Genomic DNA, 15,087 nt, shown 5'->3' with positions numbered 1-15,087 from the left:
GAACTTCCTGGACGGGAGAGGGCGGACGGTCGTGCGGGGCGTCGTGGCGCCGGGAATCCGGACGGCGTCCGCCGGGACGGGGCGCGCGGGCACGGGATCCGGCCCGCGCGCCGGGACCGGTCAGGCGACGGCCGCGGTGGGCGCTTCCTCCTCCTCGACGGCCGTGGTCCGCACGCCCGCCTTGGCGAACTCCTCCATGAAGCTGGGGAAGGACAGCCGGACGTCCTCGAAGCCCGAGAACCGGTTGGCGGACTGCATCCGCAGGCCGGCCACGAACAGCGACATGAAGATGCGGTGGTCGCCCCAGCTGGACAGCGTCACTCCGCCGGGATAGGTCCGCGCGCCGCGGACCTCGAAGCCGTCGCAGATCCCGTCCTCGTACAGGACCTCGATGTCAACCCCCGCGCGGGTCAGTTCGGCGGCCATGGCCTCGATGCGCGACGCCTTGTGGAAGCGGGTGAGACGGCCGCCGGTCACCCGCAGGCGGCCCTGGACGTACGCCCCGATGGCGGCGAGGGTGGGCACGATGTTGGGGCAGTCCCGCACGTCCACCTCGAAGTCGCCGGTCAGGCTGCCGGGCGGGGTGTCGACGGTCAGCGACTGGGTGTCCCGGTCGAGGGTGACGCCCACCCCGAGCTGCTCCAGGATCGGGACGATCGCGAACTCGCCCTGCATGCTGTCGCCGTGCACGCCGGTCAGGACCGTCCGGCCCGGGAAGAGGGCGGCGGCGGCCAGCAGGTACGAGGCCGAGGTGTAGTCCTCGTGGGTGGTGACGTCATGGGCCTGGTAGGTGGAGGGCACCACCTGGTAGTGACGCATGTCGTCCGAGGCGGACACCTTGATCCCCGCGTCCGTCAGGCTCGCCAGCGTCTGCCGGATGTACGACTGGGAGAAGACCTCGCCCGTCACCTCGATCTCCACCGGGCTGTCGGCCAGCGGGGCGGCGAACAGGATGGCGGTGATGAACTGCGAGCTGATGTCGCCGGGCAGCCGGCAGGTGCCGCCCTTCAGGCCACCGCCCCAGTTGACGACCGGGGCCTTGTCCTCGTCGACGATCGACTCGATGTCCGCGCCGAGTTCGCGCAGCGCGTGGAAGAGGGGTTCCATCACGCGCTTGCGCAGGGTCGCGTCGGCCGCCACGACGACCGGCGTGGGCAGCGCCGAGGCCAATGCCGTCATGACACGGAACACCAGACCCGAGCCGTGGGACTGGATGACGCGCCGGACGCTCGGGAGCGTCCCGCCGATGCCCCGGATCTCCAGGAATCCGTCGTGCTCGGTGATCTCGGCGCCGAGGGCGCGGCAGGCGTTCTTCATGGTCTCCGTCTCGGCGCAACGGAGGTCGTTGTAGACGCGTGACGTGCCCTCGGCCAGCGTGCCGGTCAGAATTGCCCGCTGCGTCTCCGGTTTCGAAGAGGGGACGCAGAAAGTTCCGGAAAAGGAATCGATCGGATCGACCTTCAGCAGCATCCTGGTATCTCCCGTTTCCCATCGGTCGCCGTCTCATGTCGTGCAGGAGATGTCGCTTTGATGTCCGGGGCCGGCGATGTCCTCGGAGCGTGTCACCCCACCGCTTGACGCTCGATGTCAGGGGCGGGAGTTCGGAGAACTCCTCGGTGCGCGTGATGGTGCGCGTGACGGCGCACGTGACGGCGCACGTGACGGTGCGCGTGACGGCCCGCCGCCGGCGGTGGAGGGCGCGATCGGTATCGCGATCGGAATCCTGCGTCCCGTGGATCGCGTGCGGCATTGGGCCCGTCTGCCCCTGGTGTCTCCGGCGCGGGGTGGTCCGGACCGCGGCCGGGTCCTCGCTCAGGCCAGCGCCCGGAAGGACTTCTCGTAGTAGATGGCGGGGGTCACCGGGCCTTCCCCCAGGCGTGCGTCCGACACCCGGCCGATCAGGATCGTGTGGTCCCCGGCCGGGTGCCTGGCGTACACCTCGCAGTCGAGTTCGACGAGTGCGCCTGCGACGGCGGGCAGCCCGCCGGGCGTGCGGGACAGGCCGCCGGAGGCGAACTTGTCGGCGCCCTTGGTCGCGAACGTCTCGGCCAGCGGCTGGTGTTCGGGGCCGAGTACGCTCACCGCGAAGTGCCCGCACGAGTCGAACGCGGCGAAGGAGTCGGCCGAGTTCGCCAGACAGACCAGGATCAGCGGCGGGTCCAGCGACACCGAACAGAACGAACTCGCCGTGAAGCCGCGCGGCAGCCCGCCGTCGTCCAGGGTCGTCACCACCACGACCCCGGCCGCGAACCGCGCCATCGCCGCCCGGAATTCCTTGGAGCTCATCCGCGGAACGGTCTTCGTTCCCTCCGGCACGGCAGCATCACCACCTCTCCCGCGAAATTCGGTCCGGATGTGCAGCCCAGCGGCGGGACCGCTTTCCCGTTGCGCGCACCGTCGGCGATATCGGCGGAGCGGGAACACGGCCTCCGTCGGCGGTGCAGGGCGCCATGGGAATCCTGAAGCCCCTCGGGTGCGGGCGGCAATAGGCCCATCTACCCATGGCGCTTCGGGCACGAGGCGCTCCAGGCCTTCCCGCGCCGGTGCTCGGCGCGGGCCGTGGTGCTCGGCGGCGTCCTCGGGCGGGGAGCGCCCGGGTGTTCGGGTGCTGAGCGGCGGCGCACCCGCGAGGCCGGGGCGGGGCCGGCATCGGGGCGGGACCTAGGTCCTATTCTGACCGGGCCGGTCCCGTGCAAGGCTGTGGCGGCGCGAAAAACACGGTCAGGGCCGCTCCCGGGATTCGGATTCGGGTCGATCCTTCGGTTCCGAAAGGCCCGCCGTCGACCGGCCTCCGGCCGGGCGCATCCCTGCTCTCCCCGTGAACCGTGAGGCGACCTCCATGCCCAACGCAATCCTGTACATGACCCGCTGGCCCTTGTACGAGGACCAGCGGCGTTGGGAGAACCGCCTCGCCGGACCCGAGCTGATCTTCGACCCGGCGGTCGACCACGTCACCTACGTCTGCGACGAGGCCAGCCGCAGCGGAGTGCCCGCCGACGCCGAACGGGTGCACGTCGTACCGGACCTCGACGATGTGGACGGCGTGCTGAAAGTGGTCGACGCCGTCGTCCGTGACGAGGGCCCGTTCGACTACGCCATCGGGCTGTCGGAAGCCCTCCTCGAGCTCGCGGCGACCATGCGCGAGCGGTACGGCATCCAGGGCTCCGGCCGCGAGGAGACCGTCCGGTTCCGCGACAAGACCGTCATGAAGGAGCTGGTGGGGCAGGCGGGCCTGCGGGTGCCGCGCTGGGCTTCGTGTCGCACCGAGGAGCAAGTCCTCGCGGCCGGTCAGGAGTTCGGCTATCCCGTGATCGTCAAGCCGGTGCGGGGCGCGGGCAGCGTGGGGGTCAGCCGGATCGCCTCGGCCGAGGAGTTGCGGGCCCTGTGCGCCGAACGGAGTCTGAAGGACCTGGAGATCGAGGAATTCGTGCAGGGCGACGTCCTGCACGTCGACGGTGTCCTGGACGCCACGGGCCGACCGCTGTTCCTGTGCACCTCGCGGTACGTCTCCAACTGCCTGGACTTCGAGCTCCAGGGCGAGCCCCTCGGTTCCGTCCTCCAGACGGACCCGGCGGTGCGCGACCGCTGCGAGGACTTCGCGGTCCGCTGCCTCACCGCGCTCGGTCTGCGCAGCTCCGCCTTCCACCTCGAACTCTTCGACACCGGTGATGAGTTGGTGTTCCTGGAGGTCGGCGCCCGGGTGCCGGGTGCCGATGTGCCGTACGTCGTCCACGACGTCCACGGCGTGAACCTGTTCCGGCTGTGGGTCGACGTGCTGCTCGGCCGTCCGGTGGACCTGCCCGCTCCCGTCCCGGAGCAGAGCGGCGGCTGGCTGATGGTCCCCGGCCCCAGGCCGCTGCCCCAGAAGGTCATCGGCGCCACCCCGCTCATCGGTGAAGTCCCCTATGTGTACCAGGAATTGGTCCCCCGGCCGGGCGAGGTCCTGGAATACCGGCCCGGCTCGTACGCCAGGATCCAAGGCGGCCGCTTCCTCTTCCGGGGCGGCACCCAGGAAGAGATCGAGCAGGCCGTGCTCCAGGCGCGTGAGCAGTACCGCCTGACGGCGGAGCACGTCCAGTAGCGCGCCCGCACCGTCCCGTGCCATCGGCCCACCGTCCCGTGCCATCGGCCGTAGAACCGTCGAGTCCGTGGAGGAAGACATGGCTCAGTTGAACCAGGCGGAGCTGATCGACAAGAAGTACGTGCTGTTCGCCGAGGGGTGTTTCGGACTCTTCACGAGCAAGATCGGCGCCTCGGTGCTCCGCTACCGCGGGGACCGCTGCGTCGCGGTGATCGACAGCGGCACGGCCGGCCGGACCGTCCAGGACGTCCTCGGCTACGGCGGCCCGATCCCGATCGTCAGCCGCGTCGAGGACGCCCTGCACCTGCGGCCCGAGGTCATGATCGTCGGCAAGGGGCTGCACTCCGGAGACCTGCCCCCGGACTGGAAGCCGCACTTCCTCGCGGCCGTCCAGAACGGCCTCCATGTGATCAACTCGATCCACTTCCGCCTCACGGACGACCCGGAGATCGCCCGCGCCATCCGGGACAAGGGCGTCACCGTCTGGGAGACCAAGGACGCCCCGAAGGTCCCGCTCAACATGGCCCGAGTCCGGGACCTGGACGCGTGGATCATCCACACCTGCGGCAGCGACTGCAACATCGGCAAGAAGACGGCCGGCCTGGAGATCTGGAACGAGGCCAACCGCCGCGGCATCCGCACCGGCTTCGCCGCCAGCGGTCAGAGCGGCCTGCTGATCTCCGGCCACGGCGTCGCGGTCGACGGTGTGGCCGGCGACTTCATGGGCGGAGCCATCGAGAAGGTCGTCATGGACGCCGCCGTCGGCAACGAATGGGTCGTCGTCGAGGGCCAGGCCGCCCTCAACCACGTCCAGGGCAGCGGTGTCGCCCTCACCATCCTCCACAGCTCCATGCCGCACGTCCTGGTCTTCTGCCACCGCCTCGGCGCCGAGCGCACCAAGGTCTGGGAGACGCCCATCCCGCCCATCCCCGAGATCATCCGCATGAACGAGGAGCTCAGCGCCTTCAGCGGGCGCCCCGCCAAGGTCGCCGCGGTCAGCGTCAACAGCGTCGGCTTCTCGGCGGAGGACTACCGCCGCGAGGCCGAGAAGCTGGAGGCCGAGACCGGACTGCCCGTCGTCGACCCGCTCCGCGCGGGCGGCGCCGGCCGGCTGGTGGACATCCTGCGCGCCCACCAGCGCGAGACGGAGGACCAGCTGCCGGGCCGACGGCGCTGAGGGCGGACCCGGAATCCGGAGGAGATGCACCGATGAAGAGAGCAGTCCTGCTCCTCATGCACCAGGGCAAGTCGTACATGGAGCAGATCGCCGAGGCCGTCGCCGGGGTCGGCGTCTCCCTGGTGGCCGTCAGCTCCCGGCCGAAGACGCCGGAGGTCCTGGAGGCGAGCAGTCGTCACCTGGCGGACTGGGTGGTCACCGAGGAACCTGAACTGCAGTCCGGCGACGTCGAGAAGGCCGTCCGCGAGTTCGCCGACCGGGGCTACCGCATCGAGGCCGCCTTCGCCAGCTTCGAGGGCTACCGGCTCCTGATGTCCGAGCTCAACGAGCGACTCGGCGCCCGCGACTGCGCCGCGCCCGCGCTGCGGTTGTGCCTCGACAAGTTCGAACTGCGCCGGCACCTCTTCGCCGAGGGGCTGAGCGAGGTCCGGGGCCACCGGATCACCCCCGGGGTGACCCCCGAACTCGACCCCGCCGCACGCTGGTTCGTCAAGCCGGTGCGCGGTGCCGCGTCCTTCGCGGCCTTCCTCCTGGAGAACGTCGAGGACCTGGCCGAGCTGCCCGCGATCCAGGAGCAGATGCGCGCCGACCAGTCCATGCGGGCGATCTTCATGGACCGGTACGACTTCCTCGTGGAGGAGTACGTCGAGGGCCCGGAGTTCAGCTTCGAGACGTTCGTCCTCGACGGCCGGGTGCACCACCTGTGCGTCCACGAGAAGGCCCGCGTGGAGCGCCTGGAGCGGACCACCCTGGAGGGGATGTCGGTCAGCCCGCCGGTCAGCCTCGACCGTGAACTCCTCCTGGAAGGCGCCGACTTCGTCACCGATTGCCTCGCCGCGCTGGCGGGGCACGGGCTGACTACCGGCCCGCTCCACATCGAGGTCAAGTACTGGGAGGCGAAGAGGCGCTGGGAGATCATCGAGATCAACACCCGGATGGGCGGCAGTCTCATCGACCCCAGCGTCCGGACCGTCACCGGGCTCTCCTCCTTCGACCTGTGGATCGAAGCCCTGCTGCTGCCCGACGGCGAACGGGACGCCTTCCATGAACGGCTCGCCCGCGCCTCCCAGTTGGAGGCCCTGCGGGCCGGCTCGCCCACCCGGGCGACCCTGTTCCTCAGCAAGTACGGGGAGAAGGGGCGGACCATCGACGAGATCCGCTTCGAACCGCCGACCCGTCCGCCCCGGATCCTGCGCGTCCACGTGGCGGAGGGAACCCGACTCGAGGACTCCGACCGGGCGATCTGCCTGATGGACGCCCTGTGGGACGTGGCGGCCGAGGACCTCGACGCCGAGATCGCCTTCCTCGACCGACACGCGACCGAGCACTTCCACGTCCGCTACCGCTGACCCTTTTATCGGCAACGTTCCCCCGCGAACCCCCTTGTGAAGGAGAACGCGATGAACCGCGTGCAGAACACCGGGATCACCTACCCGAAGCCCCTCTACAACGAGGAGCAGAGCAGGCTGAAGAAGGCCGAGCTGGACCGCTACATGGACAAGAAGATGGCGGAGTGGAAGGCCACCATCCCCTTCGCGTCCCACCTGTCCGAGCCCGACCTGCACCAGGCGTACTACCGCCGCACCCTGATCGAGCACGTGTGGCGGATCCGCCTCTCCCGGGTGAGCCAGACCAAGGCCATCTACAAGATCGCCCAGATCGCGCCCAGGGCCGCCCGCGACTACGCGCAGTACCAGGCCGACGAGATGCTCCACGACCGGCTGTACGTCAGCGACGCCGCGGCCGCCGGCATCACCGAGGAGGAGATCCTGGCGACCGAGCCCTACCTGTCGACCCGTCTCCTGGAGGGCTTCTTCTACTACGCCCTGGAGCACGAGGGGGTGCTCGCCCCGGTCGTCTCCAACTACCTGGTGGAGTACACCCAGGTGAAGCTCCAGCCGGCCATCGTGGAGAACCTCACGGAGCGGCTCGGCAAGGAGAGCGTCAAGGGGCAGGCCGCCCACCTGCACGTCGACACCACCGAGGACCACTCCCAGGAGATGTGGGACATCCTCCACCAGCTGATCTTCAGCGAGGAGGACTTCCAGAAGGTCTTCAAGTACATCGACGACGTCCAGGAGATCCTCGCGCTGTTCTTCCGGGAGATCTACCAGGACACCGTCGCCAAGCACCAGAAGACCGCGGTGTGACCTCGCCGGAGACCGATGGCGCCTCCTGAGCCATCGCGGGTCCGCCGGGCGGTCGTCGCCGGGCGGACCCGCACGAGCTCCACCCCACCGCGCCCCGCCACCCAGCAGAGAGGAACCCCGCGCATGTCCGCACCCGACACGGCCGCACTCGTCAAGGAGTACCGCGCGAACGGCTTCGCGGTCGTCGAGCGCCTCTTCGACCAGAGCGAGGTCGCCGAGCTCAACACCGCCATCACCGAGATCCTCGACGTCTCCGACATCAGCTCCGTCGCCGAGGTGGAGCCGGGCGACAACGGCATGGCCCGCCGGATCTGGTCGCCCACCAAGCAGCACGCCGCGTTCGAGCGGGCCGCCGCCCACCCCGCACTGCTCGACCACATCGAGGCGCTGATCGGCCCCGACATCCTGTTCCACTACAGCAAACTCCACCTCAAGGCCCCGCAGGTGGGCAGCGTCGTGGACTGGCACCAGGACTTCTCCTACTACCCCCACACCAACACCGACCTGGTGACGGCCCTCATCTACCTCGACGACACCACCACCGAGAACTCCGCCCTCCAGGCCGTCCCCGGCTCGCACCTGCGCGGTCTCGCCGACCACTACGTCGACGGCTTCTTCCGCGGCAAGGTCGTGGGGAGCGACACCCCCGACCCGGCGCTCGCCGTGCCGATCGAGGCGCCCGCGGGCAGCGTGGTCTTCATCCACCCCCTGCTCCTGCACTACTCCTCCCCGAACCGCTCCGACCGGTACCGCCGCGCCTTCCTGCCGGCCTACCGGGCGGCCGACGCCTTCCCGATCCACTTCGGCCCGCACGCCGGCCACAACGAGGCCGGGGTGAAACTGCTGCGCGGTAAGGTGTCCGACACGGCACGGGTGGAGGCGGGGGCATGGCGCCTGCCGTTCGCGGAGCGCCCCTTCGGCTCGCTCTTCCAGCTCCAGGAGGGCGCCCACCAGGCCGCGGACGCGGCGACCACCGGGTACGCCACGCTGGAGGAGGCGAAGTGACGGTTCGATGAGCACACCGAACGTGGCGGTCGTCCGCGCCTGCCTGCGGGCCGGCGCGGGCGGCAGCCCGACAGCCGTCGTCCTGGAGGACGGCGCGGCCGGCCCGGGCGGCCCGGACGGCGCCCCGCTGGGCGACGACGAGCGGCGCCGGATCGCGGTCGCCCAGAGCACCTCGCACACCGTGTACGTCCGTCACGTCGGTGACGCCACCGAACTGCGCTTCTTCACCGCGGAAGGGGAGTTGCCCGCCTGCGGGCACGGCACGATCGCCGCCCTCGCCCTCCTCGCGGCGCGGCACGGCGGCGTCGGGCCCTACCGCGCCACCCTCCGCGCCGGCGGGCGCGAGTTCGCCGGGCGGGCCGAGCGGGCCGGCGGGCTGATCACCGCCGCCTTCGACCCCGGCCCCGTCGATCTGCGCGAGCCCACCGAGGAGGAACGCGCCCTCGTCCTGCCGACCCTCGGTCTCGCGCCGGACGAGGTCGGACCGGACGTCCGGATCGCCGGCGTGGGCCGGGAACGCGTTCTGGTGCCGGTCCGCACCCGGGCCGCGCTCGCCGCGCTGCGCCCGGACCTCGACCGCCTCAGGGCGGCCTGCGACCGGTTCGGCCTGCTCGGTGTGTACGTCCACTCGGAGCCCTCGCCCGAGGGCGCGCTCGGGGCCCGGATGTTCGCGCCGTCGATCGGTGTTCCGGAGGACCTCGCCAACGCCAACAGCACGGCCTGTCTCGCCGCCCACCTGGCCGGCCGGGGCACCCACCGGATCGCCGTCGACATGGGCGACGCGCTCGGCAGCCCGGCCACCATCACCGCCGCGGCGGGGCCGGACCTGCACGTCGAACTCGGCGGCTCCGCAGTGGTCGTGACGGAGGGTCCGGCCGACCGGTCCGCCTGAGGGATAGTCGGAGGAGCGGGCCGGAGGAGCGGGTCAGAGGAGCGCCCGGCGGGCCCGGGCCGCCTCGATGTCCGGGACGTGTTCCTCGGCCCAGCGCCGTACGGCACGGAGCGGGACGAGCAGCGAGCGGCCCAGCGGGGTGAGGGCGTACTCGACGCGGGGCGGATTCTCGTCGTACTCGTGGCGGCTGATCAGGCCGTCGGCCTCCAGGGAGCGCAGTGTCTCGGTCAGGGCCTTCGGGGTGATGTCCTGGATGTGTGCCTTCAGTTCGCTGAAGCGGCGGGGCCCGCCCTCGAGGGCGTTGACGACGAACACGGTCCAGCGGGCACCGATGCGGTGCAGCACCGTGCGGCTCGGGCAGGTCGCTGCCATCACGTTGTAGGCCTTGCCCATGGCTGCCCCCAGTTTCGTTGAAGATACCGGTATCAAATCCATACCCTTGCACCCGATCCTAGGAGAGGGAGTGAGCTCGATGGAGCGGATCCTGGTCATCGGCGGTGCACGGGCGCTCGGCGCGGCCATCGCACGGCGGGCGAAGAAGGACGGGTACGACGTGGTCGTCGGTGCCCGCGACCTGGCCGCGGCCGAAGCGCTGGCGAGCGAGATCGGTGCCACGGCGGTGCGGGTCGACCTGCAGGACGAGTCGACGATCGCGGCCGCGGCGGAACGGCTGAACGACGGGGTCGACCACATCGTGACCACCGGTTCGGCGCCGCACGACGTCCGCGCGACCGAGCTGGACCGCGACAAGCTGCTGGCCGCGTTCACGGCGAAGGTGGTCGGCCCGATGCTGGTCGCCAAGCACTTCGCGCCGGTGCTCCGGCCGACCGGGTCGCTGGTGCTGTTCTCCGGAGTCGTCGGCTGGCGCCCCGGGCCGGGATCGCTGGTCAAGGGGATCACGAACGGCGCGCTCGAGTACGCCGCGCGCCACCTGGCGGCGGATCTGGCGCCGGTCCGGGTCAACGCGGTCTCGCCCGGTGTCGTGGACTCGGGTGCGTGGGACCGACTCGGCGACAAGAAGGCCGCCTTGTTGAGCAAGAGCGCGGCTGGGACCCTGGTCGGACGGCACGGCGAGACCGACGACGTCGTCGACCTGGTGATGTGGCTCCTCCGCGCGGGCTTCATCTCCGGCGAGACGATCCACATCGAGGGCGGTGCCCGCCACAAGCTCGCCTGACGGGCACCCGAGCACAGCCAACCAGGAGTCGGAGGACAGTCAGGTGGACACCACCAGCCAGCACCGCCCGCCGGGCGGACGGACCGAGCCGGCGGCCGGGACGGATGCCGAACGAGGGTTATCGGCCTGGCTGGTGGCCCGCGGCCTCCTCCCCGAAACGGGCGCCAAACGCGCCTTCGCCGCCGCGACCTTCGTCAACCAGATCGGCAAGGGCCTCTTCATCGCCGGGGCCGCGCTGTTCTTCACCCGCTCGGTGGGCCTGCCGGTGGCCCAGGTCGGATTCGCCCTGGGCGCTGCGGCCCTGATCGGACTCGCCGCCGGCATCCCGGTGGGCTACCTGGCCGACCGGTACGGTCCGCGCGACGTCTTCCGGGTCACGCTCTTCGTGCAGGCCCTCGCCGTGGCGGGGCTCGTGTTCGTGCGGTCCTTCCCCGCGCTGATCGCCTGCCTGTGCGTGGCCGAGCTGGCCGTCTCGGCCGGCACCGCCGCGCGCGGCCCGCTGACCCGCGCCCTGGGCGCCCCGAACCCCACCCGCTACCGCTCGTACCTGCGGGCCCTCAACAACATCGCCGTCGGTGCCGGAGCCCTCGCGGCCGGCGTCGTCGTCCAGCTGGACACCAGGACCGCGTACGTGTGCCTGATCCTCGGCACCGCCGCCGCGTTCCTGCTCTCCGCGGCGGCCTCCTCCCTCGTTCCGTCCGTGCCGCCGGTGGCCGCCCCGCCGGGCGGCAGCCGTTGGCCGGCGCTGAAGGACAAGCCGTACGTCGCGCTCACCGTCCTGGACGGCATCATGTCCATCCAGAACCAGGTGCTGATCTTCGCCCTGCCGTTGTGGATCATCGGGCACACCGAGGCGCCGCGGTGGTTCGTCGGCGCGAGCGTGGCGGTCAACACCGCCCTCGTGGTCTGCCTCCAGGTGCGGGTCAGCCGTGGCGTCCGCGACAACGCGTCGGCCGGCCGCACCGCGCGCCGCGCGGGGGCCGCGCTGCTCCTCTCCACCGGCCTCATCGCCGCGGCGGGGGGTGTGCCCGGATGGGTCGCCCTGGTCGTCGTCGTGCTCGGCGTCGTGGCCCTCACCGTGGCCGAACTGTGGTACACCGCAGCCTCGTTCGAGTTGTCCTTCGGGCTGGCCCCCGAGCACGCGCAGGGCCAGTACTCGGGCCTGTTCGCGATCGGCCAGGGCCTGTCCAACGCGATCGGCCCGCCGGTGCTCGGCCTGGTGTGCCTCGGCTGGGGTGAGCCGGGCTGGCTGGCCATGGGAGCGCTGTTCCTGGTCGCCGGCCAGGCCGTTCCGCTCGTCGTGAGGTGGTCCGACCGCACGCGCAGCCACGACCCGGTCGCCTGATCACCCGCCCGCTCCGGCCCGCCGTCAGCGACCCGAAGCGGACGCCGTTCGGCTACACCTGCTGCAACTGTCCGCCCGGTACCCGGGACACCTCTCGGGCGATCGCCGAGACGGTGTCGAGCGTGGGGTCGGCGATGAACCGGCCGAGTTGGGACATGAACTCGGTCTCCGTCCGCGGCGGCAGGACCTCCCGGCAGACACCGGCCAGCATGGTCAGCACGGAGAGCGAGTCGCCGCCGAGCTGGAGGAAGTCGCTGCGGGCGTCGATCCGGGCCTGGTCGACCCCGAGGACGTCCGACCAGATCAGCGCGACCCGGGACTCGATCGCGTCCCGGTCGGGATCGACGGCGGCGGCCGCCGCGGCGGCCGGGGCAGCCGACCCGGGGAAGGCGGCCGAGCCGGCGGGCGTCCGGTCCGCGAAGGGGTCGGGAAGGGCGCGCGCATCCACCTTGCCGGCCACGCTGTAGGGGATCTCCGCCACCAAGAGGATCGCGGCCGGGACCATGTAGGCGGGCAGCCGCCGGGCGGCATGGGCCTGCAGCTCCTCGGCGCTCACCTCGGCGTTCACCAGGACGTAGCCGTAGAGCGCCTTGCCGGAGCCGTCCGCACGGCTGCGGGCCACGACGACGGCGCGATCCACCCGGGGGTGCTCCTCGAGGGCGCCGGCCACCTCCGCGGGCTCGACGCGGTGGCCGCGGACCTTGACCTGGTCGTCGATGCGGCCCAGGAACTCCAGCGTGCCGTCGGGAAGCCGCCGGGCCAGGTCCCCGGTCCGGTACACCCGGGTGCCGTCGGCCAGCGTGGGGAACCGCTCGGCGTCCAGGTCGGGCCGGCCCAGGTAGCCGCGGGCCAGTTGGACCCCGGCCAGGTACATCTCGCCCACCTCGCCGTTCGGCACGAACCGGCGGTGGGGATCGAGCAGGTGGACCCGGGTGTTGTGGGCCGGGACACCGATCGGGACCGCGGCGCGGCCGGTGTCCGCCACCGGGTCGAAGGTGTGGGCCGTGCAGCCGATGGTGGCCTCGGTCGGGCCGTACTCGTTGATGATCCGGCAGTCCGGGCCGAACATCTCCTGGGCGCGCGCGGCGACCTCGGTCCGCAACTGCTCGCCGACCACGACGATGCTGCGGAACCCGCGCGGCGCGATGTCCAGGCGGCCGATCAGCTCCAGGTGCGAGGGGGTGAGGTTGAGCATGGTGGCGCCGGAGTCCTCCAGCATCCGGCGCAGCGTCAGATGGGTGGGCTGGTCCTGGACCAGGACCACGGTCCCGCCGGTGATCAGCGGCAGGAAGATCGAGGTGCCGGACACGTCGAACGACAGCGAGGTCAGCAGTGGGAGCCGGGTGCTCGCGTCGACCCCGAACTCCTCGGCGCCCCAGTGCAGGTAGTTGAGCAGCGCGCCGTGTTCGACCTGGACGCCCTTGGGGCGTCCGGTGGAACCCGAGGTGTACAGCACATAGGCCAGGTCGTCGGGGCGCGGGTCGGCGTCCGGCTCGCGGGCGGGCGCGGCCGTGGCCGCCGCCAGGTCGTCCAGGCCGAGCGGCTCGCACCCGTCCGGTGTGTGCTCCCGGGTCCGCTGCGACGCCTCCACCAGGCAGTAGCGGGCACCCGAGTCGCCCAGCAGGTCGGCCAGCCGCGCGTCCGGGTGCTGTGTGTCGAGCGGCAGGTAGGCCGCCCCGGCGCGCAGGATCCCCCAGATCCCGGCGATCGCGCCCGGCGTCCGCTCCGCCAGCAGACCGACCACCTCACCGCGGCCCACGCCCCGGGCCCGCAGCGCATTCGCCACCGCGTCCGCGCGCAGACTCAACTGGCGGTAGCTGACGTCACCTTGATGGCCCGTCAGGGCGATCGCGTCGGGAGTGAGCTCGACCTGGTCGCGGAACATCCGCAGCAGCGAACGCGACGACGCGGGCTGCCGATCGGTGCGGTTGGCGGCCTGCTCCCGGTCGGCCCGCGGCGACAAGGCCTCCGCGATCGCGTCCAGCACGGCGTCCATCCGCTCGGCCGCGCCCGGCACGTCGCGCCAGGCGATCACGATCTCGGTGCGGCCGCCGCTCTCGACGACGTCGATGCCGGGGGGAGCCGAGGGGCCCACACTGCCCAGGATGTACACCGTCGAAGCCCGGAACGACCGCGCGCTGTACTCCGCCAGGTCGACCGAGCCCATGCTGGCGACGAACGCGGCGCCCATGTAGCGCTGCTTGCGCCGCGCGGTGTCCTCCATGCTGTCGCCGAAGAAGCGGATCACCGGGAGCGGCATCCTCAGCAGCCACGGGGCGGGGCGCAGCGTGAACTCCCGGCGCTCGGCCAGCGCGGTCAGCAGCTCCCGGTGCACCTGTTCCCAGCCGGTGCCCGGCTCGACGTCGAGGTACACGGAGAGCGACAACCAGCCCGTGGAGCGCAGATCCGGCTGGTGGCGGCGCAGATCGACGGGGACGAAGTGGCGCGACACGGGCTCGTCCGGCGTCATCGCGGCGACGGCGGCGATCACCTTGGCGGTCACCGCGGGGTGGACGCCGTCGACCGTCCGCCTGCGCCAGACGTGACCGTACCGAGGCCCCCGGGGGGCCGGCGCCATCGGCGTGGTCCACTCCGGCTTGCCCACGCCCTGCTGGATGGGCGGCAGGCCCTGGGGCACCAGGTGCTGCAAGAACTCGCCGGTGTTGAGGGTGGAGGTCGCGCCCTGCGGCTCCTCGCCGCGCAGCGCCTGGAAGACGTTGGCCGCCCACACCAGCATGCCGCGCGCGTCGGTGATCCCGTGGAAGCCCCGGAAGACCAGCCGCAGCGGCCGGCCTGTTCTCCCGGGACCGTCGGCGCCCTCCCCGGCAGCTCCACCGGCAGCTCCAGCGGCAGCTCCGGCGGCGGCCTCACCGGGGGCGGCCTCACCGGGCACGAACAGGACCTCGCAGGTCGCTCCGCCGTCGTTGAGCGTCGTCTGCAGGGCGGGGTGGGCCAGCAGGTCCTGTCCCGGTTCGAGGTTCACCACGCGCACCTCCGGGGCGACGCCGCCGTCGACCCAGGCCCGCTTCCTCCGTCGCAGGCGCGTCCCGGGGCAGGCGTCACCGGCCTTCTCCACGGCTGCGGCCAGAGCCTCGACGGTCAGGTCTCCGTCACCTTCGTACACGTGCTGGCAGACATTCGGGATGCCCATGCCGACGTACGTCCAATCATCCGGCCCGATGCGCCGGGTGTACGGCGGGGTGGATGCATTCACGGAGTCCTCCAGGGCTGCGGTGCGATGCCAGGTACAGGTAAGTGGC

At 71.6% G+C, this 15,087-nt stretch carries 12 protein-coding genes; 8 read left to right on the top strand and 4 right to left on the bottom strand.

The genetic code is table 11. The features are described from left to right. Positions 1 to 120 precede the first annotated feature (120 nt). Positions 121 to 1,470 carry a 3-phosphoshikimate 1-carboxyvinyltransferase gene (gene aroA, locus ABTY61_RS07390; protein ID WP_350503960.1) on the bottom strand — a complete coding sequence of 450 codons (1,350 nt, stop codon included), beginning with the start codon at positions 1,468 to 1,470 and terminating at the stop codon, positions 121 to 123. Positions 1,471 to 1,812: 342 nt separating this feature from the next. Next, positions 1,813 to 2,286 carry a flavin reductase family protein gene (locus ABTY61_RS07385; RefSeq protein ID WP_350503959.1) on the bottom strand — a complete coding sequence of 158 codons (474 nt, stop codon included), beginning with the start codon at positions 2,284 to 2,286 and terminating at the stop codon, positions 1,813 to 1,815. 553 nt (positions 2,287 to 2,839) lie between these two features. Between ABTY61_RS07385 and ABTY61_RS07380 the strand changes: the two genes are divergently transcribed. The 6 genes from ABTY61_RS07380 to ABTY61_RS07355 all read left to right on the top strand — a co-directional run bounded on the left by ABTY61_RS07380 (position 2,840) and on the right by ABTY61_RS07355 (position 9,305). Continuing rightward, the gene (locus ABTY61_RS07380; RefSeq protein WP_350503958.1) at positions 2,840 to 4,081 is read left to right on the top strand and encodes an ATP-grasp domain-containing protein; all 1,242 of its coding nucleotides are present in this window, start codon (positions 2,840 to 2,842) and stop codon (positions 4,079 to 4,081) included. A gap of 79 nt (positions 4,082 to 4,160) precedes the next feature. Next, complete coding sequence (locus ABTY61_RS07375) at positions 4,161 to 5,258, top strand: DUF1611 domain-containing protein (protein ID WP_350503957.1); 1,098 nt, start codon at positions 4,161 to 4,163, stop codon at positions 5,256 to 5,258. A gap of 32 nt (positions 5,259 to 5,290) precedes the next feature. Continuing rightward, positions 5,291 to 6,607: an ATP-grasp domain-containing protein gene (locus ABTY61_RS07370; RefSeq protein ID WP_350503956.1), complete on the top strand. Its 1,317-nt coding sequence runs from the start codon at positions 5,291 to 5,293 to the stop codon at positions 6,605 to 6,607. A gap of 51 nt (positions 6,608 to 6,658) precedes the next feature. Next, the gene (locus ABTY61_RS07365; RefSeq protein ID WP_350503955.1) at positions 6,659 to 7,408 is read left to right on the top strand and encodes an iron-containing redox enzyme family protein; all 750 of its coding nucleotides are present in this window, start codon (positions 6,659 to 6,661) and stop codon (positions 7,406 to 7,408) included. 123 nt (positions 7,409 to 7,531) lie between these two features. Then, positions 7,532 to 8,413 carry a phytanoyl-CoA dioxygenase family protein gene (locus ABTY61_RS07360; protein ID WP_350503954.1) on the top strand — a complete coding sequence of 294 codons (882 nt, stop codon included), beginning with the start codon at positions 7,532 to 7,534 and terminating at the stop codon, positions 8,411 to 8,413. Between the two features lie 7 nt (positions 8,414 to 8,420). Further along, positions 8,421 to 9,305, top strand: a complete 885-nt coding sequence (locus ABTY61_RS07355) for a PhzF family phenazine biosynthesis protein (protein ID WP_350503953.1) — start codon at positions 8,421 to 8,423, stop codon at positions 9,303 to 9,305. Between the two features lie 33 nt (positions 9,306 to 9,338). On the opposite strand, the gene ABTY61_RS07350 is transcribed toward ABTY61_RS07355, so the two are convergent. Then, positions 9,339 to 9,698 carry a winged helix-turn-helix transcriptional regulator gene (locus ABTY61_RS07350; RefSeq protein ID WP_350503952.1) on the bottom strand — a complete coding sequence of 120 codons (360 nt, stop codon included), beginning with the start codon at positions 9,696 to 9,698 and terminating at the stop codon, positions 9,339 to 9,341. A 79-nt stretch (positions 9,699 to 9,777) separates the two neighbouring features. Between ABTY61_RS07350 and ABTY61_RS07345 the strand changes: the two genes are divergently transcribed. Together ABTY61_RS07345 and ABTY61_RS07340 are read left to right on the top strand one after the other, a co-directional pair. Then, on the top strand, positions 9,778 to 10,482 hold the full coding sequence (locus tag ABTY61_RS07345) for an SDR family oxidoreductase (protein WP_350503994.1): 705 nt from the start codon (positions 9,778 to 9,780) through the stop codon (positions 10,480 to 10,482). A 43-nt stretch (positions 10,483 to 10,525) separates the two neighbouring features. Beyond that, positions 10,526 to 11,827 (top strand): MFS transporter, encoded by a 1,302-nt coding sequence (locus ABTY61_RS07340; protein WP_350503951.1) that lies wholly within the window; start codon positions 10,526 to 10,528, stop codon positions 11,825 to 11,827. Positions 11,828 to 11,879: 52 nt separating this feature from the next. Here the strand turns inward: ABTY61_RS07340 and ABTY61_RS07335 are convergent, their stop codons facing one another. Further along, the gene (locus tag ABTY61_RS07335) at positions 11,880 to 15,041 is read right to left on the bottom strand and encodes an amino acid adenylation domain-containing protein (protein WP_350503950.1); all 3,162 of its coding nucleotides are present in this window, start codon (positions 15,039 to 15,041) and stop codon (positions 11,880 to 11,882) included. Positions 15,042 to 15,087 lie beyond the last annotated feature (46 nt).

Origin of the sequence: Kitasatospora sp. NPDC096128 (assembly GCF_040303105.1) — a bacterium.
Taxonomy (GTDB): domain Bacteria; phylum Actinomycetota; class Actinomycetes; order Streptomycetales; family Streptomycetaceae; genus Kitasatospora.
Note: the sequence above shows the minus strand (reverse complement) of the source record. Positions and strands in the feature narration are given on the sequence as shown.

Excerpts from the sequence above, each read along its gene's own strand:
- ABTY61_RS07345 (WP_350503994.1), top strand. The coding sequence starts at position 9,778 with ATGGAGCGGATCCTGGTCATCGGCGGTGCACGGGCGCTCGGCGCGGCC.
- ABTY61_RS07365 (WP_350503955.1), top strand. The coding sequence starts at position 6,659 with ATGAACCGCGTGCAGAACACCGGGATCACCTACCCGAAGCCCCTCTAC.
- ABTY61_RS07370 (WP_350503956.1), top strand. The coding sequence starts at position 5,291 with ATGAAGAGAGCAGTCCTGCTCCTCATGCACCAGGGCAAGTCGTACATG.
- ABTY61_RS07380 (WP_350503958.1), top strand. The coding sequence starts at position 2,840 with ATGCCCAACGCAATCCTGTACATGACCCGCTGGCCCTTGTACGAGGAC.
- ABTY61_RS07375 (WP_350503957.1), top strand. The coding sequence starts at position 4,161 with ATGGCTCAGTTGAACCAGGCGGAGCTGATCGACAAGAAGTACGTGCTG.
- aroA (WP_350503960.1), bottom strand. The coding sequence starts at position 1,470 with ATGCTGCTGAAGGTCGATCCGATCGATTCCTTTTCCGGAACTTTCTGC.
- ABTY61_RS07355 (WP_350503953.1), top strand. The coding sequence starts at position 8,421 with ATGAGCACACCGAACGTGGCGGTCGTCCGCGCCTGCCTGCGGGCCGGC.
- ABTY61_RS07360 (WP_350503954.1), top strand. The coding sequence starts at position 7,532 with ATGTCCGCACCCGACACGGCCGCACTCGTCAAGGAGTACCGCGCGAAC.
- ABTY61_RS07385 (WP_350503959.1), bottom strand. The coding sequence starts at position 2,286 with ATGAGCTCCAAGGAATTCCGGGCGGCGATGGCGCGGTTCGCGGCCGGG.
- ABTY61_RS07350 (WP_350503952.1), bottom strand. The coding sequence starts at position 9,698 with ATGGGCAAGGCCTACAACGTGATGGCAGCGACCTGCCCGAGCCGCACG.